This window comes from Pseudomonas sp. Pc102, assembly GCF_018408275.1.
Lineage (GTDB): Bacteria > Pseudomonadota > Gammaproteobacteria > Pseudomonadales > Pseudomonadaceae > Metapseudomonas > Metapseudomonas tohonis.
In genome coordinates this window covers 565,918-591,822 of record NZ_AP021905.1, presented here as the reverse complement: position 1 = coordinate 591,822, position 25,905 = coordinate 565,918, and the positions used below count along the sequence as shown (strand labels likewise).

Genomic DNA, 25,905 nt, shown 5'->3' with positions numbered 1-25,905 from the left:
CTCGCAGGAACTCTACAGGTGGCCGGGAAGGCCGGTTTCACGGAACAGGCCGGCAGTGTACCCGAACAACTTTTGAGACACATAGGGTCGTTGCGTGACCATATGTTATTAAACGGTCACAAATCGCAACCCCGATGAAAAGGGCCCGCACGTGGCGGGCCCCTGGATACACCGAGATTAGACGCTCAGAGCGCGAACTGTTCGGCCGGCAGGGCCATCAGGCCGTCGCTGCCGGCCTCGACCCCCGCCTGATGGGCGGTGGTGCGCGGCAGCAGGCGCTTGAAGTAGAAGTCGAAGGTGGCCAGCTTGGTCTGGTAGTAGGCGGCTTCGCTGGTGCCGGCATCGAGCTTGGCCTGGGCGACCACGGCCATCTGCAGCCAGAACCAGGCGAGCACGATGTAGCCGGAGTACATGAGGTAGTCGACGGAGGCGGCACCCACTTCGTCCGGGTTCTTCATGGCGGCCATGCCGACTTTCTGGGTCAGTTCGCCCCACTGCTGGTTGAGGCGCGCCAGTTCGGCGACCTGCCCCTTGAACTGCGGGTGCTCGGCCTGGGCCTGGCAGAACCTGTGCACGCGCTTGGTGAAGCCGCGCAGCAGCTTGCCCTGGCTGCCGAGCACCTTGCGGCCGAGCAGGTCGAGGGCCTGGATGCCGTTGGTGCCTTCGTAGATGGGGGCGATGCGGCAGTCGCGCACCAGTTGCTCCATGCCCCACTCGCGGATGTAGCCGTGGCCGCCGAACACCTGCATGCCGAGGTTGGTGGCTTCCAGCCCGGTTTCGGTCATGAAGGCCTTGCAGATGGGGGTGAGGAAGGCCAGCAGGTCGTCGGCGTCCTGGCGCTGCTCGGCATCCGGGCTGCCGTGGGCGATGTCGAGCAGCTGGGCGGTGAAGTAGGAGAGCGCGCGGTTGCCTTCGTTGAACGCCTTCATGGTCAGCAGCATGCGGCGCACGTCGGGGTGCACGATGATCGGGTCGGCGGCCTTCTCCGGGGCTTTCGGCCCGGTCAGTGCGCGCATCTGCAGGCGGTCGTTGGCGTAGCGCACCGCGCCCTGGTAGCTGGCTTCGCCGAGGCAGAGCCCCTGCATGCCGGTGCCCAGGCGGGCGTGGTTCATCATGGTGAACATGCAGTTGAGGCCCTTGTTGGCCTCGCCGATCAGGTAGCCGGTGGCGGAGTCGAAGTTCATCACGCAGGTGGCGGAGGCCTTGATGCCCATCTTGTGTTCGATGGACCCGCAGGAGACGGCGTTGCGCGCACCGACGGCGCCATCGGCGGCCGGCATGAACTTGGGCACGATGAACAGGGAGATGCCCTTGGTGCCGGCGGGCGCATCGGGCAGCTTGGCGAGGACGAGGTGGACGATGTTCTCGCTCATGTCGTGCTCGCCGGCGGAGATGAAGATCTTGGTGCCGCTGACCGCGTAGCTGCCGTCGGCCTGGGGCACGGCGCGGGTCTTGATGATGCCCAGGTCGGTGCCGCAGTGGGGCTCGGTGAGGCACATGGTGCCGGTCCAGCGGCCTTCGGTCATGCGGGTCAGGTAAGTCTGCTTCTGTTCCTCGGTGCCGTGGGCGTGGATGGCCGACATGGCGCCGTGGGTGAGGCCGGGGTACATCGCCCAGGACTGGTTACTGGAGGCGACCATCTCGCTGATGATCAGGCCGAGGGAATGGGGCAGGCCCTGGCCACCGTAGGCCGGGTCGGCGGCCAGGCCGTTCCAGCCACCCTCGACGTACTGGGCGAAGGCTTCCTTGAAGCCCTTGGGCGTGGTCACCACGCCATCCTTCCACTGGCACTCTTCCTCGTCGCCGGAGCGGTTGATGGGCGAGAGCACCTGCTCGCAGAACTTGGCGCCCTCCTCGAGGATCGCCGAGACCATGTCCGGGGTGGCGTCGCTGGCACCGATGGCGGCGTAGGTCGCCGGGAAATCGAAGACTTCGTCGATCAAAAAGCGCATGTCGCGCAGGGGGGCCTTGTACTCGGGCATGGCAGGGTTCTCCTTGGGCGAGCGCCAGGGTCGGCGCCAATCGTCCGACCCTACTGCGCGCCCGGGTCCCGGACAACGAAGCTGCCGGCGCTGAATGCAGCGCCATAACCCGCTGCGCTAGGCGTCGGCCTTGCGCACTCGCACCGCGCCACGGCGGTTCTGCCCATGGAGGAACACGCGGTTGCGCCCGGCGCTCTTGGCGCTGTAGAGCGCCTGGTCGGCCACCTTGATGACTTCCTCGGGGGTGCGCTGCTCGGCATCGCGTTCGGCGACGCCGATGCTGATGGTGACCGAGACGCTCTGCCCGGCGGCGCCGCTGCGCTTGCTGCGGCCCTGCTCGTCGTTCTTGGGGCGGCTGTCCTTGTCGCGCAGTTGCATGGCGTAGTTCTCGATCGCCTCGCGCACCGCCTCCAGGTGCGGCTGGCATTCCTCCATGGTCTTGCCGGCGAAGACGATGGTGAATTCCTCGCCGCCATAGCGGTATGCCTTGCCACCGCCGGTGACCTTCTTCAGGCGCGCGGCGACCATGCGCAGCACCTGGTCGCCGACATCGTGGCCGTAGGTGTCGTTGAATTTCTTGAAGTGGTCGACGTCGGTCATCGCCAGCACGTAGTTGCGCCCCAGGCGCTGCAGGCGTTCGTTGAGGGCGCGGCGGCCGGGCAGCCCGGTCAGCTCGTCGCGGAAGGCCATCTGGTAGGCCTCGTGGGCCACCGAGGCGGTCAGCGCGAGCATCGCCAGGCTGCTCATGGCGTGCAGCGCATGGGGCAGGACGAAGACCTTGGGCAGCATCCACCAGACGCCGAGCAGGGCCAGCAGCTGCGCGGCGTGTTGCGGGCGGGGCTGGCGGGCATAGGTGACCGCGAGGGCGATCAGCGCGCCGACGAAGGCGAAGTAGGACAGCTGGATCAGGCTCATCCAGCTGCCGTGCAGCAGCGGCCAGTGCACGGCGGTGAGCACCGGCAGCAGGGACTCGGGGTAGCTGCGGCCGAGGGCGACGGCAACGCCCACCACGGCGAGGATCACCGCCCCCCGGGCGACGAAGTCCTGGAGCAGGTGGGTGCGCTCCTGCCAGCACCCGAACAGGCCGAACAGCAGCGGCAGCAGCAGGCTGCAGAGGTGGAATACCAGCGCCGCATCCTCGCGCACCACGCGCTCGGCCTGGTAGTAGTCGACCTGTGTGTCGAGCAGGTAGTAGGCGAGGTAGAGGATCAGCAGCAGGAACAGCTGGCGCAGACGGCCATAGGCGGCGCAGAAGGAGCCACCGAGCAGCAGCAGGAGCGTAGGCAGCACGTTGAACAGCGAGACGAAGAACTCGGTCATGCCCGGCAGCGCGCCCATCACGCCGCCGGCCAGGATCAGGGCCAGGGGCGGGACGAAATGGCTGACGCGAAATGACGAGAGAGACCGCACTGATGCTGATCCAGACAGGTGTCGAAGGGGGATGGGGAGCTGGCCATATGATTGCATTTCTGCCAGGGCCACGCATCCGTCCAGGCGACGAAACGCCGCGATCGTCGTGCTTTCGCGAGCCTTTCCCGGTCTATTCGCGCGCCAAAGAAAAAGCCCGCCTTGCGGCGGGCTCCTTCGTACAGCGCTGAACCTTAGTAACCGAGGGCGAAGTCTTCTTCGGCCAGGTCCATCAGGTTGTTGGCGCCGGACAGCATGGTTTCGACGTGGGTACGGGTACGCGGCAGGATGCGCTTGAAGTAGAAGCGCGCGGTCTGCAGCTTGGCCTTGTAGAAGGCGGCATCGCCTTCGCCGGCAGCCAGTTTCTCGGCAGCCAGGCGGGCCATGTCGGCCCAGAAGTAGGCCAGGCAGGCGTAACCGGAGTACATCAGGTAGTCCACGGAGGCGGCACCGACTTCTTCGCGATCTTTCATCGCGGCCATGCCGACCTTCATGGTGACGTCGCCCCACTCCTTGTTCAGCTTGGCCAGGGGCTCGACGAATTCCTTGACGGCTTCGTTGCCTTCGTTGGCCTGGCAGAACTTGTGGACGATCTTGGTGAAGCCCTTCAGCGCTTCGCCCTGGGTCATGAGGATCTTGCGACCCAGCAGGTCCAACGCCTGGATGCCGGTGGTGCCTTCGTACAGCATGGAGATACGGCTGTCGCGGACGTTCTGCTCCATGCCCCACTCGGCGATGAAGCCGTGGCCGCCATAGATCTGCACGCCGTGGTTGGCCGACTCGAAGCCGACTTCGGTCATGAACGCCTTGGCGATCGGGGTCAGGAAGGCCAGCAGCGCGTCGGCAGCTTTCTTCTCTTCCTCGTTCTGGCTGTACTTGACGATGTCGACCTGCTTGGCGGTGAAGTACACCATCGCGCGGTTGCCTTCGGCGAAGGCTTTCATGGTCAGCAGCATGCGACGCACGTCCGGGTGGACGATGATCGGGTCAGCGGGCTTCTCGGGCGCTTTCGGGCCGGTCAGGGCACGCATCTGCAGACGCTCGCGAGCGTATTTCAGGCCACCCTGGAAGCCGATCTCGGCATGGGCCAGGCCTTGCAGCGCGGTACCCAGGCGAGCGGTGTTCATGAAGGTGAACATGCAGTTCAGGCCTTTGTTCGCCGGACCGATCAGGAAGCCGGTGGCACCGTCGAAGTTCATCACGCAGGTGGCGTTGCCGTGGATGCCCATCTTGTGTTCGATGGAGCCACAGGCCACGGCGTTGCGCTTGCCCACGCCGCCTTCGGCGGTCGGCAGGAACTTCGGCACGATGAACAGGGAGATGCCTTTGGTGCCGGCCGGTGCATCGGGCAGGCGGGCCAGGACGATATGGACGATGTTGTCGGCCATGTCGTGCTCACCGGCGGAGATGAAGATCTTGGTGCCGGTGACCTTGTAGGAACCATCGGCCTGGGGCTCGGCCTTGGTGCGCAGCATGCCCAGGTCGGTACCGCAGTGCGGTTCGGTCAGGCACATGGTGCCGGTCCACTCGCCGGATACCAGCTTGGTCAGGTAGGTGTGCTTCTGGTCTTCGGTGCCGTGGGCGGACAGGGTGTTCATCGCGCCGTGGGACAGGCCGGGGTACATGCCCCAGGACCAGTTGGCTTCGCCGACCATTTCGCTGATGGCCAGGCCGAGCGACTCGGGCAGGCCCTGGCCGCCGTGGTCGACGTCATGGGCCAGGCTCGGCCAGCCGCCTTCCACGAACTGCTTGTAGGCTTCCTTGAAGCCGGTCGGGGTCTTCACGCCGGACTCGCTCCAGGTGCAGCCCTCGGTGTCACCCACGCGGTTCAGCGGAGCGATCACCTGCTCACAGAACTTTGCACCTTCCTCGAGAATGGCATCGACCATGTCCGGGGTGGCGTCCTGGCAGCCAGGCAGGCTCTGATAGTGCGCTTCGTAGCCGAGCAGTTCGTCACGAACGAAGCGGATATCACGCAAGGGGGCCTTGTAATCAGGCATAGCAGTAAACCTCTACGGTGGGTTCCTAGTTAAGGTGACCGGCACATCGGTCGCTTACAACATCACGGTAGTCGCTGTCGGTTGCACGCTGGCCGCCCGACAATCAAACAGGTGTTTGAAACATACGTTTACGCCATTCCCTTGTCAAGCATCCGCCTGTCGCGGCTCAGGCCCGGATATCCAGCAGGGGCCCGGGCGCGTCGGAGCGAGCGACCTGGAGATAGAGCCCGAGGTCCTGGCTGGCGCCTGGTGGGGATGATTCGGAGGCGTCGTCCGCTTCGGCACGCGCCTCGGCCTTGCGAGCGGCTTCCTCGGCGGCTTCCTCGCGGCGCATCTGGGCGAGCTCGACGAGCGCCTGGCCGGCCTGCGCGGCGGCCTCGGCGGCGACGCGGCGGTCCTGTGCGGAGGGGTCGGCCGGCGCCAGCGCCGCGCGCTGCACCACCTCCATCTTGCGCAACGTGGCTTCGGGATCGCCGGCCACGGCGCTGACGTCGATCCCCACCTCGCCGCCCACGGCATAGGACTGGCCGTCCGGCCCGCGCTTGAAGCTGTAGCTGGGTGAGCCCGCGTAGGCGGCACCTACCGAGGCATGGGCCTGCTCATGGGCGCGGACTTCACGGTCCCGCGCGGCCAGCTCGGCGATTTCCTGCAGGTCCTGCTGTTCCTGCTGACGGGTCTGGCGCGTGGAGGATGCACCTGCGCCGCGCGCATCGGCAGCACGAGTTTCAGATGACGAAGCCAGTTCGCCGGAAGAGGCGGGATCACGAAGGGAGGAAGAGGAATCGGATGCAGCGCCGTTCACCGCGCCGCGCGAGGGCTGGAGCGCCATCGCCGACGAAGGGAGATATGCAGCACTGCCGATCCGCATGGGGCCCTCCCTGCCCGCGCCAGGCCACCGCCGCTATCGCAGTCGGGGAGCCGTCAGTCAGGCGCGGGTGTCGATCAGGGTTCCGAGTACATCGTCAGCGGTCTTGATCACCTGGGCTCCGGCTTCCGCCTGGAACTTGCCGACGTTGAGGTCCACCAGGTTGCTCGCCTGGTCGACATCGTTGAATTCCTGGACTCGGGCGCTGGGGGCCTGCTGGTTGCGCTGCACGGACGAGCCCGCAATATCCGCACCGGCCTGGTCGATACGACGCTGGCCCGATTGCAGAGCACTCAATCCTGCGCTGAAGGCACTACCGGAGATTTCCATCACCAACCTCGAAACAAGAGATCAACGCCGTAATTGAAGCAGAAAACGTCTAAAAAACGTACAAACAAAAGGCTATGGACGCCGTTCTGCTTATAGCGCCAGGGGGGCCAGGTCCAGGCAGGCTGCGACGGCTGCGGGCGTCGGGGTCACCAGGCGGGGGATGCGACCCAGGCACGGAGCCGGAAGCCGCTCCGCCAGGGTGGCGAGGTTCTCTTCCAGGCGTGAGGTCGCCGGGTCCACCAGGTTCGCCACCCAGCCGGCCAACGGCAGGCCATCACGCAGGATCGCCTCGGCACTGAGCACCGCATGATTGATGCAGCCGAGGCGCACGCCCACCACCAGGATCACCGGCAGGCCCAGGGCGATCGGCAGGTCCGAGAGACTCGCGCCACCGGCCAGCGGCACCCTCCAGCCACCGGCGCCCTCGACCAGGGTGAAGTCCGCCCCCTTGTCGATGATCCGCCGCACCGGGCCCTCCAGCGCGGCCAGGTCCAGCTCGACGCCGACCTCGCGCGCAGCCAGGTGCGGCGCGATGGCGGGCGCGAAGGCCAGCGGGTTGACCTCCTCATAGGCCAGCGGCAGCGAGCACTCGCCCAGCAGTGCCAGGGCGTCCTCGTTGCGCAGGCCGGCGGGGGTCGGAACACAGCCGGACGCCACCGGCTTGCTCGCCGCCGTGGACAGCCCGGCCAGGCGGGCGGCGTGCAGCAAGCCCGCGGCCACCGTGGTCTTGCCGATCTCGGTGTCGGTGCCGGCGATGAAGAAGGCCGCGCTCATTCAGGGCTCCTTGCGCAAGAGGCCGTGGACGACCTGGTAGGTGACGGGCAGGCCGCCGGCATCGCGCCGACGCTCGTAGGCCTCGATCAGGGCGAGCATGCGCGCCCTGCCGGTCAGGCCACCGGGGCGACCGGGATTGAGGTTGTGCGCGCCCAGCGCCTTGAGCTCATGGGTCAGGCTGCGCAGGTCGGGGAAATGCAGCACGCGAGGACGTCGCTCCAGCAACAACGGACGCAGGCCACTGCCCGCGCACAGCGCCTGATAGCGGCTGAACTCGCGGAAGCGGTTGACGTGTACGAAGCCGTCCACCTCCTGCCAGCTGTCGCGCAATTCCTGCAGAGTGCCGACGCACAGGCTGCTGAAGACCAGCAGGCCGTTCGGCCGCAACACCCGCCGCGCCTCGCTCAGTACCGCCGCGAAATCACCGCACCACTGCACCGCCAGGCTGCTGAACACCAGGTCCAGGCAACCGTCCACGAGAGGCAGGCGCTCGGCATCGCCAGCGGCGAAGTGGCTGGCCCCACCCAGTGGGCGGGCGTGTTGCAGCATGCCTTCGGCGATATCCAGCGCCAGGCCATCGGCCGTGGGGAAGCGCTCCGCCAGCACGCGCGAGAAATGCCCGGTGCCGCAGCCCAGGTCGAGCCAGCGTTCGGGGACGAAGCCGTCGGGCAGGCTGTCGAGCAGGGCACTGCCGACGACACGCTGCAGCTCGGCGACGCTGTCGTAGCTGGCCGCCGCACGGGAAAAGGAGGCCGCGACCTGGCGCTTGTCCGGCAGGGGCGGTGCCTCCACCGATAGGCTGGGCAACGGGACGACGACGGATTCAGACATCTTCACCTTCGAACATGAACGCCAGCATGGCCTCGGCGACCGCGTCCGGGCACTCCACCGGCAGCCCGTGGCTGGCTTCGCGGATCACCGTCGCCTCGACGTCCGGCAGCCAGTCCAGCAACGCCTGGCAGGCGCCGGCCGGCACCAGCGCATCGCGCCCGGCGAACAGGTGCAACTGCGGGCCGCTGTAGGCGCGCAGGGCGCCACGGGTGTCCAGCCCGGCCAGCAATTGCAGGCCGGCTTCGAGCACCTCCACCGGGGTGGCCGGCTGGGTGACCTGCAGCTGCCGCACCAGGGTGCGCGGGTCCTTGGCGCCCTGGCTCACCAGCAGGCGGAAGCGCTTCAGGGTCAGCTCGGGGTCGAGACCGAAGGCCTCGTGGAATGCGGCGAAGACATCGCCGGGCATCGCGCTCGGCCAATCCTCGCGGGCACGGAAACTCAGGTTGCTGGCGAGCCCGATCAGCCCGAAGCAGGCCCCATCGCGCCGTGCCGCCAGCTGCGCCGCCAGCATCCCGCCGAGGGACCAGCCCGCCAGCCAGCAATCGCTCGGCAGGCGCGCATCGAGCTCGTCGAGCCAGGCCTCAGGCTGCGCGAGGTCGGGCAGCGGCTCGATCTCGATGTTCAGGTGCGGCGCACGCTCGGACAGCGCATCGCGCAGGGGCTCCAGGGCACCCGGGCCGAGCGCCCAGCCGGGCAGCAGGATCAGTCGGTCACGCATCGGTTCTTCCTTCCTTAGCCAGAATGTTCCAGCTTTCGGACAACGCCTGGAGCAACAGTTCCAGCTGGGCCTCGCTGTGGGAGGCGCTGAAGGTCACCCGCAGGCGAGCGCTGCCGGCCGGCACCGTCGGCGGGCGGATGGCCCCGACGAGGATGCCGCGTTCGCGCAGCAGGGCGGCGAGACGCAGGGCCCGGGCGCTGTCGCCGACCAGGATCGGCTGGATCGGCGTAGGGCTGTCCATCAGGCTCAGGCCGATCTCGGCGGCCCCCTCGCGGAAGCGCTGGATCAGCCTGTTCAGGTGCTCGCGGCGCCAACTTTCCTTCTGCAGGAGCTCCAGGCTCTTGAGGGTGGCGCAGGCCACGGCGGGCGGCTGGCTGGTGGTGTAGATGTAGGGGCGGGCAAACTGGATCAGCGTCTCGATCAGTTCTTCACTGCCCGCGACGAAGGCGCCGGCGGTGCCGAAGGCCTTGCCCAGGGTGCCGACCAGCACGGGCACATCCTCCAGGCCGAGGCCGAAGTGCTCGACGATGCCGCCACCGGTGGCCCCCAACGGGCCGAAGCCATGGGCGTCGTCGACCATCACCCAGGCGCCCTGCTCCCGCGCCTTGGCGCAGAGCGCGGGCAGGTCGGCAAGATCGCCATCCATGCTGAACACCCCATCGGTGACGACCAGCGTGTCGCCTTCGGCCTTCTCCAGGCGCGCGGCGAGGCTGGCCACATCGTTGTGCAGGTAGCGCGAGAAGCGCGCACCCGACAGCAGACCGGCGTCGAGCAGGGACGCGTGGTTGAGGCGGTCCTCCAGCACGCTGCCGCCCTTGCCCACCAGCGCGGTGACGGCACCCAGGTTGGCCATGTAGCCGGTGGAGAACAGCAGCGCACGCGGGCGCCCGGTGAACTCGGCCAGGGCCAGCTCCAGCTCGTGGTGCGGCCCGCTGTGCCCGATGACCAGGTGCGAGGCACCGCCGCCAGCACCCCAGCGCTCGGCACCGGCACGCAGCGCGGCGATCACCTCGGGGTGGTTGGCCAGGCCCAGGTAGTCGTTCGAACAGAAGGCCAGCATCGCCCGGCCGTCCACCACCACATACGGCCCCTGGGGGCTTTCCAGCAGGGGACGCTGGCGATGGAGATCGGCGGCGCGGCGCTCGGCGAGGCGGGAAGCGAGATCGAAGGGCATAACGTCAGTTCCAAGCGGCAAGCCGCAAGCTGCAAGTGAAAGCCGGAAGCGCATCCCGGCTTGTGGCTTGCAGCCTGTGGCTTGGAGCTGCCTTCAAACGGCAGCGTTATAGAACAGCTTGGAGTCGCGCTGCTCCACCAGGGCCTGCTCGATGGCGGCCTGGTGAACTTCGTCGGCGTGTTCCTCGCGTTCCTCGGGCTTGATGCCGAGGCGGGCGAAGAGCTGCATGTCCTTGTCCGCCTGGGGGTTGGCAGTGGTCAGCAGTTTCTCGCCGTAGAAGATCGAGTTGGCGCCGGCCATGAAGGCCAGGGCCTGCATCTGCTCGTTCATCTGTTCGCGACCGGCGGAGAGGCGTACGTGGGACTTGGGCATCATGATCCGCGCCACCGCCAGGGTACGGATGAAGTCGAACGGGTCGACGTCCTTCTCCTCGGCCAGCGGCGTGCCCTTGACCTTGACCAGCATGTTGATCGGCACCGACTCCGGGTGCTCCGGCAGGTTGGCCAGCTGGATCAGCAGGCCGGCGCGGTCGTCCACCGACTCGCCCATGCCGAGGATGCCGCCCGAGCAGATCTTCATCCCCGCCTCACGCACGTAGGCCAGGGTCTGCAGGCGCTCGCCGTAGGTGCGGGTGGTGATGATGTTGCCGTAGAACTCCGGCGAGGTATCGAGGTTGTGGTTGTAGTAGTCCAGGCCGGCATCGGCCAGCGCGCGGGTCTGCTCCTGGTCCAGGCGACCGAGGGTCATGCAGGTCTCGAGGCCGAGCTTCTTCACGCCCTTCACCATCTCCAGCACGTAGGGCATGTCCTTGGCGGAGGGGTGCTTCCAGGCCGCCCCCATGCAGAAGCGCGTCGAGCCGATGGCCTTGGCCTCGGCGGCTGCCTGCAGGACCTTCTGCACCTCCATCAGCTTTTCCTTGTCCAGTCCGGTGTTGTAGTGGCCGGACTGGGGGCAGTACTTGCAGTCTTCGGGGCAGGCGCCGGTCTTGATCGACAGCAGGGTGGAGACCTGTACGCGGTTCGGGTCGAAGTGCGCGCGGTGCACGGTCTGCGCCTGGAACAGCAGGTCGTTGAAAGGTTGCTCGAACAGTGCCCGCACTTCGGCGAGGGACCAATCGTGGCGGGTGGAGATGGCTACGGTTGCACTCATGGGGAGCTTCCTTCGACGCGTGGATCGCGCCTCTTGTAGGGGGAAATCCCGACGGCGAGCGCGGGAATTCAGGCTGTTGGGCATCTTGATTTTGGGGTATGACGCTGTCAACCAAAAACTCGACACAGGTTTACATCTGGTTATTTTTCAACCACACAGAACCCTTGGGCGCCGCCTGGATCAAACACCCAGACGGTCATGACGCATAAGGAACGAGCATGGGTAACGACGGTTTCTTCAGTTGGCTGGGCGAGGCGATCGGCAAGGTGATCCGCTTCATCGTCGATCTGCTTTCAACCGTCCTCGGCGGCATCTGGGCGGCGATGGACGACTTCCTCCGGGGCCTGGCGCGGGCCATCGGGATGGATGCCTCGATCTTCAGCTTCGTCGTACTCATTCTCGGCCTGCTCCTGCTCTTCGGCGGCATACGCGCATTGCTGCGAAAAGGCATCATCAGCGGCCTGATCCTCATCTTCCTCGGCCTGATCGTCATGAGCTGGCTGATCCACTGACCTCGCCCAGGGAGGGGCGCCATGGACCGGCTCGCCCACCTGCTGCGCCACCTCGTCCGAACCGCCTCGACCTGCGCACTGTGCGGCACGCGGGCGCAAGGCTGCGAACTGCCCATCTGCACCGATTGCGAAGCGGACCTGCCCTGGCTGGCCGGGCGTTGCCGGGTCTGCGCCCTGCCGCTGCCCGCCCGGGGCCTGACCTGCGGCGAATGCCTGAAGCACCCGCCCGCCTTCGATGCCGCCTGCATCCCCTGGCGCTACGACTTCCCGGTGGACAGCCTGATCACCCGCTTCAAGCACCAGGCCCAGTGGCCCCTTGGCCGCTTGCTGGCGGAACTCCTGGCGCGCCACATCGAGCACGCGCAAAGCACCGGCGAGCCGCGTCCCGACGCCCTGCTGGCCGTGCCGCTGGCAACCCGCCGCCAGCGCCAGCGCGGCTTCAATCAGGCGCAGATGCTGGCGGGCTGGCTCGGTCGCCGCCTGCGGGTGCCGACGCACGACGATTGGCTGCTGCGCCAACGGGACACGCCCGCCCAGCAGGGCCTGGACGCCGCCACCCGCAAGCGCAACCTGCGCGGCGCCTTCCAGCTGGCCCCGCACGCCAGCCCGCAGGGACTGCACCTGGCGCTGGTGGATGACGTGCTGACCACCGGAACCACCGCGCAATACCTCGCCCACCTGCTCAAGCGCGCAGGCGCCGAGCGGGTCGACATCTATTGCCTGGCGCGCACGCCCAAGCCCGGCACGCCGCCCTGAGGCATAGCTTGACGGGCGCCCCCGACTCACTCAGCCTGCTGCGCCATGTCCAGCAACAGTCATCGACCATGAGCCAGCTCACGCCCCTGACCCAGCAACTGACCCGCCGCCCGCAGCGCATGGCCCTGCTGGAGCAGATCGCCGTCCAGGGCTCGATCACACGTGCGGCGAAGGCGGCCGGGCTCAGCTACAAGGCTGCGTGGGACGCCATCGACGAGCTCAACAACCTTTCGGAAAAGCCCCTGGTCGAACGCAGCGTCGGTGGCAAGGGCGGTGGCGGCGCACGCCTGTCCGCCGAAGGCGAACGCCTGCTGGCCCTGTTCAAGCGCATGGAAAGCCTGCAGGCGCACCTGCTGGAAAGCGCCGAGAGCGAGCAGGACCTGGAACGCCTGGGCCGCCTGATGCTGCGCACCAGCGCCCGCAACCAGCTCAGCGGCAAGGTCGTCGCCGTGCAGGCCCAGGGCCGCAACGACCTGGTGGACGTCGAGCTGCCTGGCGGCGCCCGCATGCGCGCGCAGATCACCCACGACAGCAGCGAAAAGCTGGAACTCACCCCCGGCGGCGGCGTGATCGCCCTGATGAAGGCCGGCTGGCTCAGCGTGCAGCCCCTCGGCGTGCAGCCCGATCCACAGATGAACGCCCTGGAAGGACGCATCGAAGCGATCCTGCCCGACGACGAGGGCCCCAGCGAGGTCCGCATCGCCCTGGCCAACGGCCAGACCCTCTGCGCCCTGGCCGAACCCGCCCAGCTCGAAGCCGATGGCTTGCGAGCGGGCAGCCTGGCCCGCGCCCTGTTCGCCCCCAGCCTGGTGCTGCTCGGCACCCCGCTCTGAGAAGCGCCGAACGATAGACCGCCCCGCCGGTGCCATAGGCGCTAGACTTGCCGCCCAACCACCGGAGTCGCCCATGTCCCATCCCTTCGCCGAACTGACGCCCGATCTCGTGCTCGACGCCGTGGAGGGCCTGGGCTACCTCAGCGACGCCCGCGTGCTGGCCCTCAACAGCTACGAGAACCGCGTCTACCAGGTCGGCATCGAAGACGAACAGCCGCTTATCGCCAAGTTCTACCGGCCGCAGCGCTGGACCGACGCCGCGATCCGCGAGGAGCACGCCTTCAGCGCCGAGCTCGCCGAGCACGAAGTGCCGGTGGTCGCGCCTCTCTCCCGTGACGGCGAAACCCTGTTCGAACACGCCGGCTTCCGCTTCGCCCTGTTCCCCCGCCGCGGCGGCCGCGCGCCCGAGCCCGGCAACATGGACCAGCTCTACCGCCTCGGCCAGTTGCTCGGCCGCCTGCACGCGGTCGGTGCCGTACGCCCCTTCGAGCACCGCGAAACCCAGACCGTCCAGGCGTTCGGCCATGACTCGCTGCACACCCTGCTGGAGGGCGGCTTCATCCCCAGGAGCCTGCTCCCGGCCTACGAGTCGGTGGCCCGCGACCTGCTCAAGCGCCTCGACCAGCGCTTCGGCGAAGTGCGCTACACCGCCATCCGGCTGCACGGCGACTGCCACCCCGGCAACCTCCTGTGCCGCGACGAGACCTTCCACATGGTCGACCTCGACGACTGCCGCATGGGCCCGGCGGTGCAGGACCTGTGGATGATGCTCGCCGGCGAGCGCCACGAGCGCCTGACGCAGCTCTCCGAACTGGTGGACGGCTACCAGGAGTTCCACGACTTCGACCCGCGTGAACTGCCGCTGATCGAAGCCCTGCGCGCCCTGCGCCTGATGCACTACAGCGCCTGGCTGGCGCGGCGCTGGGACGATCCCGCCTTCCCCATGAGCTTCCCCTGGTTCGGCAGCGAGCGTTACTGGGGCGACCAGGTGCTGATCCTGCGCGAGCAACTGGCGGCGATGGACGAGGAGCCGCTGCGCCTGTTCTGACACGCGGACGATGCGGCAGGGGCCCAGGAAGTCCGGCGTAACGTAATCCTTACGCCGGAATGGCCCGGGCCATGCGGGAAGATCCTGGGCAGACAGACAAGTCGGCCGGGCGGCCTCTAGAATGTCGGACCTTTCGTTAGCGACCTAAGCAAGGACCTTACATGGCCACCGCCAACCCGCGTCGCGGGTACATCCTCGGCCTGACCGCCTACATCATCTGGGGCCTCTTCCCCATCTACTTCAAAGCCATCCAGGCCGTCCCGGCGCTGGAGATCATCGTCCATCGCGCCATCTGGTCCGCCCTGTTCGGCGCCCTCCTGCTGCTGGTCTGGAAGCACCCCGGCTGGCTGCGCGAACTGCGCGAGAACCCCAGGCGCTTCGGCATCCTCGCCGCCAGCGGCGTACTGATCGCCTCCAACTGGCTGGTCTATGTCTGGGCGGTGAACAACGGGCGCATGCTCGAAGCCAGCCTCGGCTACTACATCAACCCGCTGGTGAACGTGTTGCTGGGCATGCTCCTGCTCGGCGAACGCCTGCGCCGCCTGCAATGGATCGCGGTGGCCCTGGCGGCGGTCGGCGTGGCACAACAGATCTGGCAGGTGGGCAGCCTGCCCTGGGTCTCCCTGACCCTGGCGCTGACCTTCGGCTTCTATGGGCTGATCCGCAAGCAGGCACCGGTCGCCGCCCTGCCCGGCCTGGTGGTGGAAACCTGGCTGCTGCTGCCCCTGGCGCTGGGCTGGCTGGTCCTGCACCCGGCGGCCCAGACCAGCCAGGCGGCCTTTTGGGGCACCTCCGAGGCCTTCTGGCTGATCGCCGCCGGCCCCATCACCCTGGTGCCGCTGGTGTGCTTCAACGCCGCCGCCCGCCACCTGCCCTACACCACGCTGGGCTTCCTCCAGTACCTGGCGCCGACCCTGGTGATGCTGCAGGCGATCTTCCTCTTCGACGAGCACTTCGATCCGAGCAAGCTCCTGGCGTTCTGCTTCATCTGGGCCGGCCTTGCGGTCTACAGCGTCGACGCCTGGATCACCCTGCGCCGCAACATCGGCTGAGCAGAAAACGTACGATCGGCTGCAGGCAGCGCCACGCCTGGCCTGCAGCCGACGCTCCAGAGCTTATCCACAGCTCCGTCCCCGTGCTTTGTGCACAAGCCGCTGAATCCGCTCGTTTTTCAGCCAGAACGCCCCGGGCCGCGCAGGCCCTGCTCCAGCGCCGGCGCTCCCCAGGTTATCCACAGGCTTGCCCAGGTTTTCCGGGGATAGCCGTCACGACGCCTGCGATTGCAGGTCCAGCTCCACCATCAGGTCGTCGGCGAGCGCCTCCAGCCGCTTCTGCAGCACATCGAGGGACAGGGTCAGCGGCACCGCCAGCACCGCCTCGGCATGGAACAGCGGCTCGCTGCTCATGGGCGCCGGCTTCACCTCGGTGACCAGGCTCTCCACGTTCACCCCCTGCTCGGACAGCAAGCGGGTGATGTCGCGGACGATGCCGGGGCGGTCGTTGCCCACCAGGTCCAGGAGGATCGGCTTCCAGGTGCAGGACGGCTCGATGCCGCTCTCCGCCAGCATCACGCGGATGCCATGGGCCGCCAGGCCTTGCAGCCCTTCCACCAGCTCGTCATACCCCTCCGCCGGCACCGCCACCCGCAGGATGCCGGCGAACTGCCCGGCCATGCGCGACATGCGGCTTTCCAGCCAGTTGCCGCCATGGGCGGCGATGCACTGGGCGACTCGTTCCACCAGCCCGGGCTGGTCCGGGGCGATCACCGTCAATACCAGATGGTCCACGCTCGACTCCTTCTCTTCAGTGGGCCGCCTCAGGCGAGGCTCAGCCAGTAGGTCAGGTACACCTGGTCGCGCACATAGCCCAGGCGCTCGTAGAGCGCCTGGCCGGCCAGGTTGGTCTTCGCCGTCTCCAGCTGCAGGCCACAGGCGCCGGTGGCCTCGCCGTGGGCACGAGCGGCGTTCATCAGGTCTTCGCCCACGCCCTGGCGGCGGGCATGCGGGGCGACGTAGAGGTCGCTGAGCAACCAGGCGGGCGCCATGGCCAGGGACGAGATGAAGGGATAGAGCTGCACGAAGCCCTGCGCCCTGCCTTCCAGGCTACGCGCGATGAACAGCACCGAGTCGCCACGCGCCAGGCGGTCGCCGAGGAAATCGCGCACCTCGCCCAGCGGCCGCGGTACTTCATAGAAATCCAGGTAGCCGGAAAAGAGCTCGGCCAGTTCATCGATATCGGCAGCGGTTACGGCATGCACGGCCATGGGAAACTCCATTTTTTGTAGTGTGGGCAGTATAGAAAAGAGCTGAAGGTAGTCCCGGAATATGCGTTTCCAGGCTGCGGCACTGGGTCGCAGACACGATTTTTCATTAATCGTGTACGTTTTTAAGATTTTTCTGGAACAATCCACCTGTTTCTTGAGAACATTCTGCCCCCGCCGTGACTGCAAGGCGTTTTCTGGTCGCATAGCGACGCACGCCCATGATTTTTACGACGGCTTCATGTAGTATGCCGCGGCTCGGACTACAAGCACTGGAGCACGGTCCGCAGCGGATATTGAGCAGAGTGAGGCAAGCAATGACTGAGCGCGTTCAAGTCGGTGGCCTGCAGGTCGCCAGAGTCCTGTTCGACTTCGTGAACAACGAAGCCATCCCCGGAACCGGCATCAGCGCCGAGAAGTTCTGGGCCGGCGCCGAAGCGGTCATCAATGACCTGGCGCCCAAGAACAAAGCCCTGCTCGCCAAGCGCGACGAACTCCAGGCGCAGATCGACGCCTGGCACCAGGCCCGCGCCGGCCAGGCCCACGATGCCGTGGCCTACAAGGCCTTCCTGCAGGAAATCGGCTACCTGCTCCCCGAGCCGGCCGACTTCCAGGCCACCACCGCCAACGTCGACGAAGAGATCGCCCGCATGGCCGGCCCGCAGCTGGTGGTGCCGGTGATGAACGCCCGCTTCGCCCTGAACGCCGCCAACGCCCGCTGGGGCTCGCTGTACGACGCGCTCTACGGCACCGACGTGATCAGCGAAGAGAACGGCGCCGAGAAGGGCAAGGGCTACAACAAGGTCCGCGGTGACAAGGTCATCGCCTTCGCCCGCGCCTTCCTCGACGAAGCCGCCCCGCTGCACGACGGCTCCCATGTCGACGCCACCGCCTACGCCATCAAGGACGGCGCCTTCGCCGTGACCCTGAAGGACGGCACCGAGACCGGCCTCAAGGACACCGCCCAGTTCATCGCCTTCCAGGGTGATGCCGCGGCCCCGCAAGCCCTGCTGCTCAAGCACAACGGCCTGCACTTCGAGATCCAGATCGACCCGAACAGCCCCATCGGCAAGACCGATGCCGCAGGCGTCAAGGACGTGCTGATGGAAGCCGCCCTGACCACCATCATGGACTGCGAGGACTCCGTCGCCGCCGTCGATGCCGACGACAAGACCGTGGTCTACCGCAACTGGCTGGGCCTGATGAAAGGCGACCTGGCCGAGAGCGTGTCCAAGGGCGGCGAGACCTTCACCCGCACCATGAACCCCGACCGCGTCTACACCAGGCCCGACGGTTCCGAGCTGACCCTGCACGGCCGCAGCCTGCTGTTCGTGCGCAACGTCGGTCACCTGATGACCAACCCGGCCATCCTCGACGCCGCCGGCAACGAGATCCCGGAAGGCATCCAGGACGCGCTGTTCACCAGCCTGATCGCCCTGCACAACCTCAACGGCAACACCAGCCGCAAGAACACCCGCACCGGCTCGGTCTACATCGTCAAGCCGAAGATGCATGGCCCGGAAGAAGTCGCCTTCACCACCGAGATCTTCGGTCGCGTAGAGGATGTGCTCGGTATGCCGCGTAACACCCTCAAGGTCGGCATCATGGACGAGGAGCGCCGCACCACCATCAACCTCAAGGCGTGCATCAAGGCCGCCAGCGAGCGCGTGGTGTTCATCAACACAGGTTTCCTCGACCGCACCGGTGACGAAATCCACACCTCCATGGAAGCCGGCGCCGTCGTGCGCAAGGCCGCCATGAAGAGCGAGAAGTGGATCGGCGCCTACGAGAACAACAACGTCGACATCGGCCTGGCCACCGGCCTGCAGGGCCGCGCCCAGATCGGCAAGGGCATGTGGGCCATGCCCGACCTGATGGCCGGCATGCTCGAGCAGAAGATCGGCCACCCGCTGGCCGGCGCCAACACCGCCTGGGTTCCGTCGCCGACCGCCGCCACCCTGCACGCGCTGCACTACCACAAGGTCGACGTGTTCGCCCGCCAGGCCGAGCTGGCCAAGCGCGCGCCGGCTTCGGTGGACGACATCCTGACCATCCCGCTGGCGCCGAACACCAACTGGAGCGCCGACGAGATCCAGAACGAACTGGACAACAACGCCCAGGGCATCCTCGGCTACGTGGTGCGCTGGATCGACCAGGGCGTCGGCTGCTCCAAGGTGCCGGACATCAACGACGTCGGCCTGATGGAAGACCGTGCCACCCTGCGCATCTCCAGCCAGCTGCTGGCCAACTGGCTGCGCCACAAGGTGGTGACCGAGGAGCAGATCCTCGCCAGCCTCAAGCGCATGGCCCCGGTGGTCGACCGCCAGAACGCCAACGACCCGCTGTACCGCCCGCTGGCCCCCAACTTCGACGACAACGTGGCTTTCCAGGCCGCCGTCGAACTGGTGGTCGAAGGCACCAAGCAGCCCAACGGCTACACCGAGCCGGTCCTGCACCGTCGTCGTCGCGAATTCAAGGCTAAGAACGGCCTGTAAGCCCCGCTCCAAGAAAAACCGCCCCTCGGGGCGGTTTTTTCATGCCTGTAGAAAGCCGGGCGATCAGGGCAGCAACGGCAGCAGCTCCGCCTCGATCAGCTCCAGCGGCCGCAGCGAGCGCTGCACCCGGGCCACGCCCAGCGCCCCTTCCAGCGCGGCGATCAGCAGCCAGGCACGACGTTCGGCCACTGCGGCGGCAAGCCCGTCGGCGAGCAGTGCCTGTTCGAAAACGCCATGCCAGCCGCCCAGCGCGGCGCCACAGCGCCGGTGAACACCATCGAGCTCATCGTCGATGCTCAAGGTGGTGGCGAAGATCGGGCAGGACTCGGCGTAGTCCGAGGCCTCCAGCCAACCGCGCAGCGTCGCGGTGAAGCCCAGCAGCGCGTTGCGTGCATGGGGCGCCCGGTTCGCGGCCTGCTCGAGATGCGCACGCACCTCGGTGGCGACGAAATCGATGGCGGCGCCGACGATCTCCGGCTTGCCATCGGGGAAGTAGTGGTAGAGCGAGCCCTTGGGCGTCTCCGAGCGGGCGATGATGTCGCCCAGGGCCGTTCCGAAATAGCCCTTGCTCGCCAGCAGTGAAGCTGTGGCGCGGACGACGCGATCGGCGGCGTTGGATTTCTTCGGCAAGAGAACCTCTCCAGGGCAGTGACGCGCGCCGGTCCCCCGGCGCGCGCAAAGCATGCCCGAGCCTCAGGGAATATGAAACACGGCGCTGCCGCGGGCCACGGCGTGTTCCCCGCAGCGCAGGTCCGCACTGGCGAATGCCAGGCGCTGGCCCACCTTGTGGATCGTCGTGCGGACTTCCACCAGGTCCCCGAGCCGAGCCGCACCGCAGAAATCCAGGCTCAGGTTCACCGTCGCCATCGCCAGGGGCGGGTCCTGGGAGAAGGCCGTGGAATAGCCCAGCGCCACATCCGCCAGGGTGCAGAGCAGCCCGCCATGGGCCGTGCCCCGCAGGTTGCAGTGTTTCTCCCCGATACGTACTGCGATCACCAGGCCGCCACTCTCGTCGCGACGGCAATACAGCGGGCCCAGCAGATCGAGGAATGGGCTACTGCGAAACAGCGGCTCGTAGCCGTCAGGCACTTCGCTCTCCATCAGCGCGCCCCCTCGCCGCCGACCTTGGCCACCGTGGCCAGGGCCACCGCCACAAGCTTCTCCTCGCCGTTCTTGATCGCGAAGACCTCGGCGAAGGTCGCCAGTGTCCGGCTCGACGCCTTCAGCACCCGCCCCCGGGCCACCAGGCGCTCGCCCACCGCCGGCGCCAGCAGGTTGAGCGTGTACTCCGAGGTCACCACATCCCCCGCCACCGAGGCCGCCGCCCAGGCACAGGCGCTGTCGGCCATGAAGCCGACCACCGCTCCATGTACGAAGCCATGATGCTGGTGCATCACCTCCGGCTTCACCTCGACCTCCAGCTCGACAGCGCCCGCGCCAATGGCGTTGACGCGCGCCCCCATCAGCGCGGCGAACGGGGTAGCGCGGATCACCGCTTCGAGTCGTTCCTGCAAACGCGGATCGTGGTTCATGACGCTTCCTCCTGAAAAAGTGGCCGGCTTTTTATATAGACCGGTCTAACTATTCTGATCACAAATCGATCGGCTACAAGCAGCCGGCAGCCCGTATCAGGCCGGCGAATGCCGGGCCAGCCAGCGGATCGATGGGTAAATGGAGAAAAGAAAAAACCGCCTTGCGGCGGCTTCAGGCGCTTTTCAGCGTCAGGACTTCGGCCTTTGCTTGCCTCGCCCTCACCGGAGGCTTGCTCGGCGGCGTACCCAGCTCGTTGCGCACCAACGTAACCAGGCGGGTGATATCCACGGGTTTGAGAAGGAAATCCACCACCTTCATGTGCATGGCCTCGATGGCGTCCTGAACGTCCGCATCACCCGAGGTGATGATCACCGGCAGGCTCGCCCGCGCCGACTGGCGCACCTGGCGGACCAGCTCCAGGCCACTGCCACACTGCATGTGCAGTTCGGTCACCAGCAGGTCGATGGAGGGCCGCGCCAGCAGCAGAGCCAAGGCCTGCTCGCCGCTTTCTGCAGTGATGCAACTGATGCCGTGAGCGGTCAGGCGATCGGCCAGGGAGTCGCGGGCAGCTTCATCATCGTCCACCAGCAGCACACTGGGCTGGGCGTTCGGCACGCGCACCAGTTCATCCAGGGCCTTCATCTCCTCTTGGCTCAGCAAGTCACCGTAATTCATGGGCTCCACCTCGTAGCGGCCATTGCAGGCACGCTGCTCCGCGCAAAGTCAGAGTGCGCGGCATCACGCGTGTGTGATAGCGGAAAATCATAAGAGTTCCCGTTTCGCCGCCGAACGGTGCAAAAATTGACCAGCACAATGGGGGCGGCGGCAATTCCTCCTCCCAGGCGGAACTCACCCCGACAACCCGCGCCGGGAATGGGTTCGAGCTCGCTCTATACTTACGTCCAATGTGCAGCGCCGTCCCGGCCATCGACCATGCACCCACAACAAGAGCGCCGTGGAAAACAGAGCATGAGCACGACGGACGCCTTCGCCCAGGCGGGCAAGCAGGCGGTGATGCAGAACGTCCATGGCACCATGGAGTTCCTGCAGAAATTCCCACCCTTCAACCAGATGGAAAGCGCCCACCTGGCCTACCTGGTGGAAAACTGCCTGCTGCGCTTCTATGGGCGCGGGGAATCCATCATCAAGCCCAGCGACGGGCCGGTCGAACACTTCTACATCGTCAAGCAGGGCCGCGTGGTCGGCGAACGCCCGCATTCGGCCAAGCGCGGCACCGAGACCACCTTCGAGATCGCCGGCGGCGAATGCTTCCCCCTCGCCGCCCTGCTCGGCGAGCGCGCCACCCGCACCGAGCACCTGGCCGGCGAAGACACCTTCTGCCTGCTCCTGGCCAAGCCCGCCTTCGTGCGCCTGTTCGCCATCTCCGGCCCGTTCCGCGACTTCGCCCTGCGCGGCGTCAGCAGCCTGCTCGACCAGGTCAACCAGCAGGTGCAGCTGCGCGCGGTGGAAACCCTCGGTGCCCAGTACTCGCTCGACACCCGCCTCATCGATCTCGCCGTGCGCCAGCCCATCGCCTGCCCGCCGCACATGCCCCTGCGCGATGCCGTGCGGCTGATGCACGAGAACCAGGTGGGCAGCATCGTCATCGTCGACGAGCAGCAGCGGCCCCAGGGCATCTTCACCCTGCGCGACCTGCGTCGGGTGATCGCCGACGCCTGCGCCGACCTCGGCCAGAGCATCGCCGGGCTGATGACCCAGCAGCCCTTCCACCTGCCGCCGGATGCCAGCGCCTTCGATGCCGCCATCGCCATGACCGAGCGCCACATCGCCCATGTCTGCGTGGTGGAGGACGGTCGCCTGCGCGGCGTGGTCTCCGAGCGCGACCTGTTCTCCCTGCAGCGCGTCGACCTGGTGCACCTGGCCCGCACCATCCGCCATGCCGGCCGAGTCGAGACCCTCGCCGCCCTGCGCAGCGACATCCAGCGCCTGGTGGACAGCATGCTCGCCCACGGCGCCAGCTCCACGCAGATCACCCACATCATCACCCTGCTCAACGACCACACCGTGTGCCGGGTGATCGAGCTCGCCATCGAAGAACAGGGCGACCCGGGCGTACCCTTCACCTGGCTGTGCTTCGGCAGCGAAGGGCGCCGCGAGCAGACGCTGCACACCGACCAGGACAACGGCATCCTCTTCGAGGCCCGCGACGCCGCCGAGGCCGCCGCCATCCGCGGGCGCCTGCTGCCGCTGGCCGAGCGCATCAACCAGGACCTGGCCAGATGCGGCTTCGAGCTGTGCCGCGGGCGCATCATGGCCGGCAACCCCGAACTGTGCCTGTCGCGCCAGGAATGGAGCCGCCGCTTCGCCGGTTTCATCCGCGAGGCCACGCCGGAAAGCCTGCTCGGCTCGAGCATATACTTCGACCTGCGGGCCGTCTGGGGCGAGCGCGAGGGCTGCGAGCAACTGCGCCGCGAGGTGCTCGCGCAGGTCGCCGACAACCGCCTGTTCCAGCGCCTGATGGCCGAGAACGCCTTGCGCCAGCGACCGCCCGTGGGCCGCTTCCGCGACTTCGTGGTGGCCCGCAAGGGCGCCGAGAAGGACACCCTCGACCTCAAGGTCCAGGGCCTCACCCCCTTCGTCGACGGCGCACGCCTGCTGGCCCTCGCCCATGGCATCGACGCCTGCAACACCCTTGAACGCCTGCGCCAGCTGGTGGCACATGAGGTGATCGACGCCCAGGACGGTGCCGCCTTCGAAGAGGCCTACCACTTCATCCAGCAGACCCGCATGCAGCAGCACCAGCAACAGGCCCGGCAAGGGCTGCCCTTCACCAACCGCCTCGACCCGGACAGCCTCAACCACCTGGACCGGCGTATCCTCCGCGAATCCTTCCGCCAGGCCCAGCGCCTGCAGGCCAGCCTCGCGCTGCGCTACCAGCTATGAACGCCCTCGCCTGGCTCACCCGCCGCCATCGCCCGCCGCTCAGCGAGGCCCAGCAACGCCGCCGCGACGCCCTGGCCGCCCCGCTCGGCCTGGACGACCGGCCGCTGCGCGAACAGCGCTTCGTGGTGCTCGACCTGGAAACCAGCGGGCTGAACATGAGCCGCGACCTGGTGCTGTCCATCGGCGCAGTGAGCATCGAAAACGGCGCCATCGACCTCGGCCACCAGTTCGAGGCCACCCTGCACCGCGAAACCGGACGGGTCAGCCCCAGCGTGCTCATCCACGGCATCGCCCCCAGCGAATCGGCCGGAGGCGTGGAGCCCGCCGAAGCCCTGCTGGCCTTCATGGAATACCTGGGCGACAGCCCGCTGCTGGCCTTCCACGCCCCCTTCGACCAGCGCATGCTCGCCCGCGCCCTCAAGCGCGACCTCGACCATCGCCTGCAGCATCCCTTCCTCGACGTCGCCGAACTGGCCCCGCTGCTGTGCCCCGACGCCGGCATCCGCAACGGCGGGCTGGACTCATGGGCCGAGTACTTCGGCCTGCAGGTTCAGCAACGCCACCACGCCAGCGCCGATGCCCTGGCCACCGCCGAGATGGCCCTGATCCTCTTCAGCCGCGCCCGCCAGCAGGGCCTCGACAGCCCCGCCGCCCTCGCCGCCGCCCTCACCCGCAGGCAGCGTCGCCAGCAACAACCCGGTCTCTGAGCCAGCGCCACGCGAACGGTCGTCGGCAGCCGACGGCCTGCGATTGCGGCCGGGTGCCAGCATCGGCATAATTGCGAATCATTCTCGCTCCATTTCCTACCAGCCTGCTTCGCGCGGCGGAGGTTGCAGTGTCGCTTGGAGAAACCACGAACCATGAGCTGGCGGGCGCGCTCTATCGCGACCATCGCGACTGGCTGCTCGGCTGGCTGCGCCGCAGCCTGAGCTGCCCCCATCGGGCGGAAGACCTCAGCCAGGACGCCTTCGTGCGCATCCTCGGCAAAGCCGACCTGCACCAGGTGCGCGAACCCCGCGCGCTGCTCACCACCATCGCCCGTGGCCTGCTGGTGGACCATTTCCGCCGCAGCGCCCTGGAACGGGCCTACCTCGAGGAACTGGCCCGGGTCCCCGAAGCCGTGCAGCCGGGCCTGGAGGAACAGGCGCTGATCCTCGAATCCCTGCGCGAGATCGACCGCCTACTGGGCACGCTCTCCAGCAAGGCGCGCGCCGCCTTCCTCCACAACCGCGTCGACGGCCTCGGCCACGCCGAGATCGCCGAGCGCCTGGGCGTTTCCGTGCCGCGCGTGCGCCAGTACCTCGCCCAGGGCCTGCGCCAGTGCTACATCGCCCTCTACGGTGAACCGACGTGAATCGCGCCCCGGTCTCCTCGCAGGTCCTCGACGAAGCCATCCACTGGCAACTCTGCCTGGGCTCCGGTGAAGCCAGCGCGGGCGAGCAGGCGGAATTCCTCCACTGGCACGCCGCCAATGCAGAACACGCCCGCGCCTGGGCGCAACTGGCCGGCCTGGACCAGCAGTTCGTCGCCGCCGGCAATGCCCCGGCCCGCCGCGCCCTGCTGCGCTCCCCGCGCCGCATGCGCCGCAGCGCCAGCCTGCTCGGCCTGGTCCTGGTCGGTGCCCTCGCCCTGGGCCTGGCCAACCAGCAACGCCCACTGAGCGACTGGCTGGCCGACGAAGTCACCGCCAGCGGCGAACAACGTGACCTGCTGCTGCCCGACCGCACCCATGTGCGCCTCAACAGCCGCAGCGCCCTGGACATCGAGTTCGACCCGGCCCAGCGCCGCATCCACCTGCGCCGCGGAGAGATCCTCGTCGAGACCGCACACGGTGACCCGCGCCCCTTCGTGGTCGGCACCGGGGACGGCGACCTGCGCGCCCTCGGCACGCGCTTCCTGGTGCGCGCCGAGAAGGACGGCACGCGCCTGATCGTCCTGCAGTCGGCCGTCGCCGCCCACCCGGCGCGGGCCGATGAAGAGCGCATCATCGAGGAAGGCCAGCAGGTGCTGATGAGCAGCACCCGCCTGGACGCCAGCCAGAACGCGCCGGTCGGCGCCGACGCCTGGGTGCGCGGCATGCTGGTGGTGGAGAACGCGCGCCTGGCCGACCTGCTGGAACGCCTGGGCGAGTACCGCAGCGGCTACCTGGGCGTCGCCCCGGAAGTCGCCGACCTGCGCATCAGCGGCAGCTTCCCCCTGAATGACAGCGATCTCGCCCTAGACGCCCTGCCCCCCAGCCTGCCCGTGCGTATCGAACGCCATACCAGCTGGTGGACCCGCGTGGTGCCCGCCAACCATTAGCGCCTCATCCAGCGCCCCCAGCTAGCCCGGGTT

The 25,905-nt window shown here is 67.5% G+C and carries 26 protein-coding genes; 10 read left to right on the top strand and 16 right to left on the bottom strand.

The features are described 5' to 3' along the window. Positions 1-185 precede the first annotated feature (185 nt). The 10 genes from PHLH3_RS02780 to bioB all read right to left on the bottom strand — a co-directional run bounded on the left by PHLH3_RS02780 (position 186) and on the right by bioB (position 11,230). Positions 186-1,982: an acyl-CoA dehydrogenase C-terminal domain-containing protein gene (locus tag PHLH3_RS02780; RefSeq protein ID WP_213628128.1), complete on the bottom strand. Its 1,797-nt coding sequence runs from the start codon at positions 1,980-1,982 to the stop codon at positions 186-188. 117 nt (positions 1,983-2,099) lie between these two features. Continuing rightward, positions 2,100-3,392 (bottom strand): GGDEF domain-containing protein, encoded by a 1,293-nt coding sequence (locus PHLH3_RS02775; RefSeq protein ID WP_213628127.1) that lies wholly within the window; start codon positions 3,390-3,392, stop codon positions 2,100-2,102. A 191-nt stretch (positions 3,393-3,583) separates the two neighbouring features. Next, positions 3,584-5,389 carry a phenylacyl-CoA dehydrogenase gene (locus tag PHLH3_RS02770; RefSeq protein ID WP_213628126.1) on the bottom strand — a complete coding sequence of 602 codons (1,806 nt, stop codon included), beginning with the start codon at positions 5,387-5,389 and terminating at the stop codon, positions 3,584-3,586. Positions 5,390-5,555: 166 nt separating this feature from the next. Continuing rightward, entirely contained in the window at positions 5,556-6,257 is a 702-nt protein-coding gene (locus PHLH3_RS02765) for a putative metalloprotease CJM1_0395 family protein (protein ID WP_213628125.1), read from the bottom strand. A gap of 57 nt (positions 6,258-6,314) precedes the next feature. Next, positions 6,315-6,584: a pyrroloquinoline quinone biosynthesis protein PqqE gene (locus tag PHLH3_RS02760; RefSeq protein WP_111259557.1), complete on the bottom strand. Its 270-nt coding sequence runs from the start codon at positions 6,582-6,584 to the stop codon at positions 6,315-6,317. 90 nt (positions 6,585-6,674) lie between these two features. After that, a complete protein-coding gene (bioD, locus tag PHLH3_RS02755; protein WP_213628124.1) occupies positions 6,675-7,358 on the bottom strand; it encodes a dethiobiotin synthase in 684 nt (227 codons plus the stop codon). Next, positions 7,359-8,189, bottom strand: coding sequence for a malonyl-ACP O-methyltransferase BioC (bioC, locus tag PHLH3_RS02750; RefSeq protein WP_213628123.1), 831 nt, complete (start codon positions 8,187-8,189; stop codon positions 7,359-7,361). Further along, the gene (locus tag PHLH3_RS02745; protein ID WP_213628122.1) at positions 8,182-8,907 is read right to left on the bottom strand and encodes an alpha/beta fold hydrolase; all 726 of its coding nucleotides are present in this window, start codon (positions 8,905-8,907) and stop codon (positions 8,182-8,184) included. Before PHLH3_RS02745 ends, bioC begins: the two co-directional genes overlap by 8 nt. After that, the gene (gene bioF / locus PHLH3_RS02740; protein WP_213628121.1) at positions 8,900-10,081 is read right to left on the bottom strand and encodes an 8-amino-7-oxononanoate synthase; all 1,182 of its coding nucleotides are present in this window, start codon (positions 10,079-10,081) and stop codon (positions 8,900-8,902) included. Before bioF ends, PHLH3_RS02745 begins: the two co-directional genes overlap by 8 nt. Before the next feature lie 93 nt (positions 10,082-10,174). Beyond that, entirely contained in the window at positions 10,175-11,230 is a 1,056-nt protein-coding gene (bioB, locus tag PHLH3_RS02735) for a biotin synthase BioB (RefSeq protein WP_173177541.1), read from the bottom strand. 218 nt (positions 11,231-11,448) lie between these two features. On the opposite strand from bioB, the gene PHLH3_RS02730 reads away from it, so the two are divergent. The 5 genes from PHLH3_RS02730 to rarD all read left to right on the top strand — a co-directional run bounded on the left by PHLH3_RS02730 (position 11,449) and on the right by rarD (position 15,431). Further along, positions 11,449-11,742, top strand: a complete 294-nt coding sequence (locus PHLH3_RS02730; protein WP_111259563.1) for a hypothetical protein — start codon at positions 11,449-11,451, stop codon at positions 11,740-11,742. 21 nt (positions 11,743-11,763) lie between these two features. Next, entirely contained in the window at positions 11,764-12,498 is a 735-nt protein-coding gene (locus tag PHLH3_RS02725; protein WP_213628120.1) for a ComF family protein, read from the top strand. A 68-nt stretch (positions 12,499-12,566) separates the two neighbouring features. Then, positions 12,567-13,331: a TOBE domain-containing protein gene (locus PHLH3_RS02720; protein ID WP_213630391.1), complete on the top strand. Its 765-nt coding sequence runs from the start codon at positions 12,567-12,569 to the stop codon at positions 13,329-13,331. 73 nt (positions 13,332-13,404) lie between these two features. After that, positions 13,405-14,379, top strand: a complete 975-nt coding sequence (locus PHLH3_RS02715) for a serine/threonine protein kinase (RefSeq protein WP_173177537.1) — start codon at positions 13,405-13,407, stop codon at positions 14,377-14,379. 161 nt (positions 14,380-14,540) lie between these two features. Beyond that, entirely contained in the window at positions 14,541-15,431 is an 891-nt protein-coding gene (gene rarD, locus PHLH3_RS02710; protein ID WP_213628119.1) for an EamA family transporter RarD, read from the top strand. A 213-nt stretch (positions 15,432-15,644) separates the two neighbouring features. On the opposite strand, the gene PHLH3_RS02705 is transcribed toward rarD, so the two are convergent. Further along, positions 15,645-16,166, bottom strand: coding sequence for a glycine cleavage system protein R (locus tag PHLH3_RS02705; protein ID WP_173177527.1), 522 nt, complete (start codon positions 16,164-16,166; stop codon positions 15,645-15,647). A 29-nt stretch (positions 16,167-16,195) separates the two neighbouring features. Continuing rightward, complete coding sequence (locus PHLH3_RS02700; RefSeq protein WP_111259569.1) at positions 16,196-16,642, bottom strand: GNAT family N-acetyltransferase; 447 nt, start codon at positions 16,640-16,642, stop codon at positions 16,196-16,198. 314 nt (positions 16,643-16,956) lie between these two features. Between PHLH3_RS02700 and PHLH3_RS02695 the strand changes: the two genes are divergently transcribed. Beyond that, complete coding sequence (locus PHLH3_RS02695) at positions 16,957-19,134, top strand: malate synthase G (RefSeq protein ID WP_213628118.1); 2,178 nt, start codon at positions 16,957-16,959, stop codon at positions 19,132-19,134. Between the two features lie 63 nt (positions 19,135-19,197). Here the strand turns inward: PHLH3_RS02695 and PHLH3_RS02690 are convergent, their stop codons facing one another. The 4 genes from PHLH3_RS02690 to PHLH3_RS02675 form a co-directional block, all read right to left on the bottom strand. Next, the gene (locus PHLH3_RS02690; protein ID WP_213628117.1) at positions 19,198-19,764 is read right to left on the bottom strand and encodes a TetR/AcrR family transcriptional regulator; all 567 of its coding nucleotides are present in this window, start codon (positions 19,762-19,764) and stop codon (positions 19,198-19,200) included. A 63-nt stretch (positions 19,765-19,827) separates the two neighbouring features. Then, a complete protein-coding gene (locus PHLH3_RS02685; RefSeq protein WP_213628116.1) occupies positions 19,828-20,235 on the bottom strand; it encodes a PaaI family thioesterase in 408 nt (135 codons plus the stop codon). Next, positions 20,235-20,666 carry a PaaI family thioesterase gene (locus tag PHLH3_RS02680; protein ID WP_213628115.1) on the bottom strand — a complete coding sequence of 144 codons (432 nt, stop codon included), beginning with the start codon at positions 20,664-20,666 and terminating at the stop codon, positions 20,235-20,237. The genes PHLH3_RS02685 and PHLH3_RS02680 overlap by 1 nt, the downstream gene beginning before the upstream one ends. 172 nt (positions 20,667-20,838) lie before the next feature. Further along, positions 20,839-21,342 carry a response regulator gene (locus PHLH3_RS02675; RefSeq protein ID WP_213628114.1) on the bottom strand — a complete coding sequence of 168 codons (504 nt, stop codon included), beginning with the start codon at positions 21,340-21,342 and terminating at the stop codon, positions 20,839-20,841. Positions 21,343-21,636: 294 nt separating this feature from the next. On the opposite strand from PHLH3_RS02675, the gene PHLH3_RS02670 reads away from it, so the two are divergent. The 4 genes from PHLH3_RS02670 to PHLH3_RS02655 all read left to right on the top strand — a co-directional run bounded on the left by PHLH3_RS02670 (position 21,637) and on the right by PHLH3_RS02655 (position 25,872). Beyond that, entirely contained in the window at positions 21,637-23,571 is a 1,935-nt protein-coding gene (locus PHLH3_RS02670) for a putative nucleotidyltransferase substrate binding domain-containing protein (RefSeq protein ID WP_213628113.1), read from the top strand. Further along, positions 23,568-24,278, top strand: a complete 711-nt coding sequence (locus PHLH3_RS02665; protein WP_213628104.1) for a 3'-5' exonuclease — start codon at positions 23,568-23,570, stop codon at positions 24,276-24,278. Before PHLH3_RS02670 ends, PHLH3_RS02665 begins: the two co-directional genes overlap by 4 nt. A gap of 128 nt (positions 24,279-24,406) precedes the next feature. Then, entirely contained in the window at positions 24,407-24,925 is a 519-nt protein-coding gene (locus PHLH3_RS02660) for an RNA polymerase sigma factor (protein WP_173177506.1), read from the top strand. Next, positions 24,922-25,872, top strand: a complete 951-nt coding sequence (locus PHLH3_RS02655) for a FecR family protein (RefSeq protein WP_213628102.1) — start codon at positions 24,922-24,924, stop codon at positions 25,870-25,872. The genes PHLH3_RS02660 and PHLH3_RS02655 overlap by 4 nt, the downstream gene beginning before the upstream one ends. The last annotated feature ends 33 nt before the right edge of the window (positions 25,873-25,905 follow it).

What these genes read in the sequence shown, in the direction of transcription:
- PHLH3_RS02665 (WP_213628104.1), top strand. Translation starts at nt 23,568, where the DNA reads ATGAACGCCCTCGCCTGGCTCACCCGCCGCCATCGCCCGCCGCTCAGC.
- PHLH3_RS02725 (WP_213628120.1), top strand. Translation starts at nt 11,764, where the DNA reads ATGGACCGGCTCGCCCACCTGCTGCGCCACCTCGTCCGAACCGCCTCG.
- PHLH3_RS02670 (WP_213628113.1), top strand. Translation starts at nt 21,637, where the DNA reads ATGAGCACGACGGACGCCTTCGCCCAGGCGGGCAAGCAGGCGGTGATG.
- rarD (WP_213628119.1), top strand. Translation starts at nt 14,541, where the DNA reads ATGGCCACCGCCAACCCGCGTCGCGGGTACATCCTCGGCCTGACCGCC.
- bioB (WP_173177541.1), bottom strand. Translation starts at nt 11,230, where the DNA reads ATGAGTGCAACCGTAGCCATCTCCACCCGCCACGATTGGTCCCTCGCC.
- PHLH3_RS02720 (WP_213630391.1), top strand. Translation starts at nt 12,567, where the DNA reads ATGAGCCAGCTCACGCCCCTGACCCAGCAACTGACCCGCCGCCCGCAG.
- PHLH3_RS02730 (WP_111259563.1), top strand. Translation starts at nt 11,449, where the DNA reads ATGGGTAACGACGGTTTCTTCAGTTGGCTGGGCGAGGCGATCGGCAAG.
- PHLH3_RS02745 (WP_213628122.1), bottom strand. Translation starts at nt 8,907, where the DNA reads ATGCGTGACCGACTGATCCTGCTGCCCGGCTGGGCGCTCGGCCCGGGT.
- bioF (WP_213628121.1), bottom strand. Translation starts at nt 10,081, where the DNA reads ATGCCCTTCGATCTCGCTTCCCGCCTCGCCGAGCGCCGCGCCGCCGAT.
- PHLH3_RS02715 (WP_173177537.1), top strand. Translation starts at nt 13,405, where the DNA reads ATGTCCCATCCCTTCGCCGAACTGACGCCCGATCTCGTGCTCGACGCC.
- PHLH3_RS02700 (WP_111259569.1), bottom strand. Translation starts at nt 16,642, where the DNA reads ATGGCCGTGCATGCCGTAACCGCTGCCGATATCGATGAACTGGCCGAG.
- PHLH3_RS02695 (WP_213628118.1), top strand. Translation starts at nt 16,957, where the DNA reads ATGACTGAGCGCGTTCAAGTCGGTGGCCTGCAGGTCGCCAGAGTCCTG.
- PHLH3_RS02780 (WP_213628128.1), bottom strand. Translation starts at nt 1,982, where the DNA reads ATGCCCGAGTACAAGGCCCCCCTGCGCGACATGCGCTTTTTGATCGAC.
- PHLH3_RS02770 (WP_213628126.1), bottom strand. Translation starts at nt 5,389, where the DNA reads ATGCCTGATTACAAGGCCCCCTTGCGTGATATCCGCTTCGTTCGTGAC.
- PHLH3_RS02685 (WP_213628116.1), bottom strand. Translation starts at nt 20,235, where the DNA reads ATGGAGAGCGAAGTGCCTGACGGCTACGAGCCGCTGTTTCGCAGTAGC.
- PHLH3_RS02675 (WP_213628114.1), bottom strand. Translation starts at nt 21,342, where the DNA reads ATGAATTACGGTGACTTGCTGAGCCAAGAGGAGATGAAGGCCCTGGAT.
- bioC (WP_213628123.1), bottom strand. Translation starts at nt 8,189, where the DNA reads ATGTCTGAATCCGTCGTCGTCCCGTTGCCCAGCCTATCGGTGGAGGCA.
- PHLH3_RS02765 (WP_213628125.1), bottom strand. Translation starts at nt 6,257, where the DNA reads ATGCGGATCGGCAGTGCTGCATATCTCCCTTCGTCGGCGATGGCGCTC.
- PHLH3_RS02760 (WP_111259557.1), bottom strand. Translation starts at nt 6,584, where the DNA reads ATGGAAATCTCCGGTAGTGCCTTCAGCGCAGGATTGAGTGCTCTGCAA.
- bioD (WP_213628124.1), bottom strand. Translation starts at nt 7,358, where the DNA reads ATGAGCGCGGCCTTCTTCATCGCCGGCACCGACACCGAGATCGGCAAG.
- PHLH3_RS02680 (WP_213628115.1), bottom strand. Translation starts at nt 20,666, where the DNA reads ATGAACCACGATCCGCGTTTGCAGGAACGACTCGAAGCGGTGATCCGC.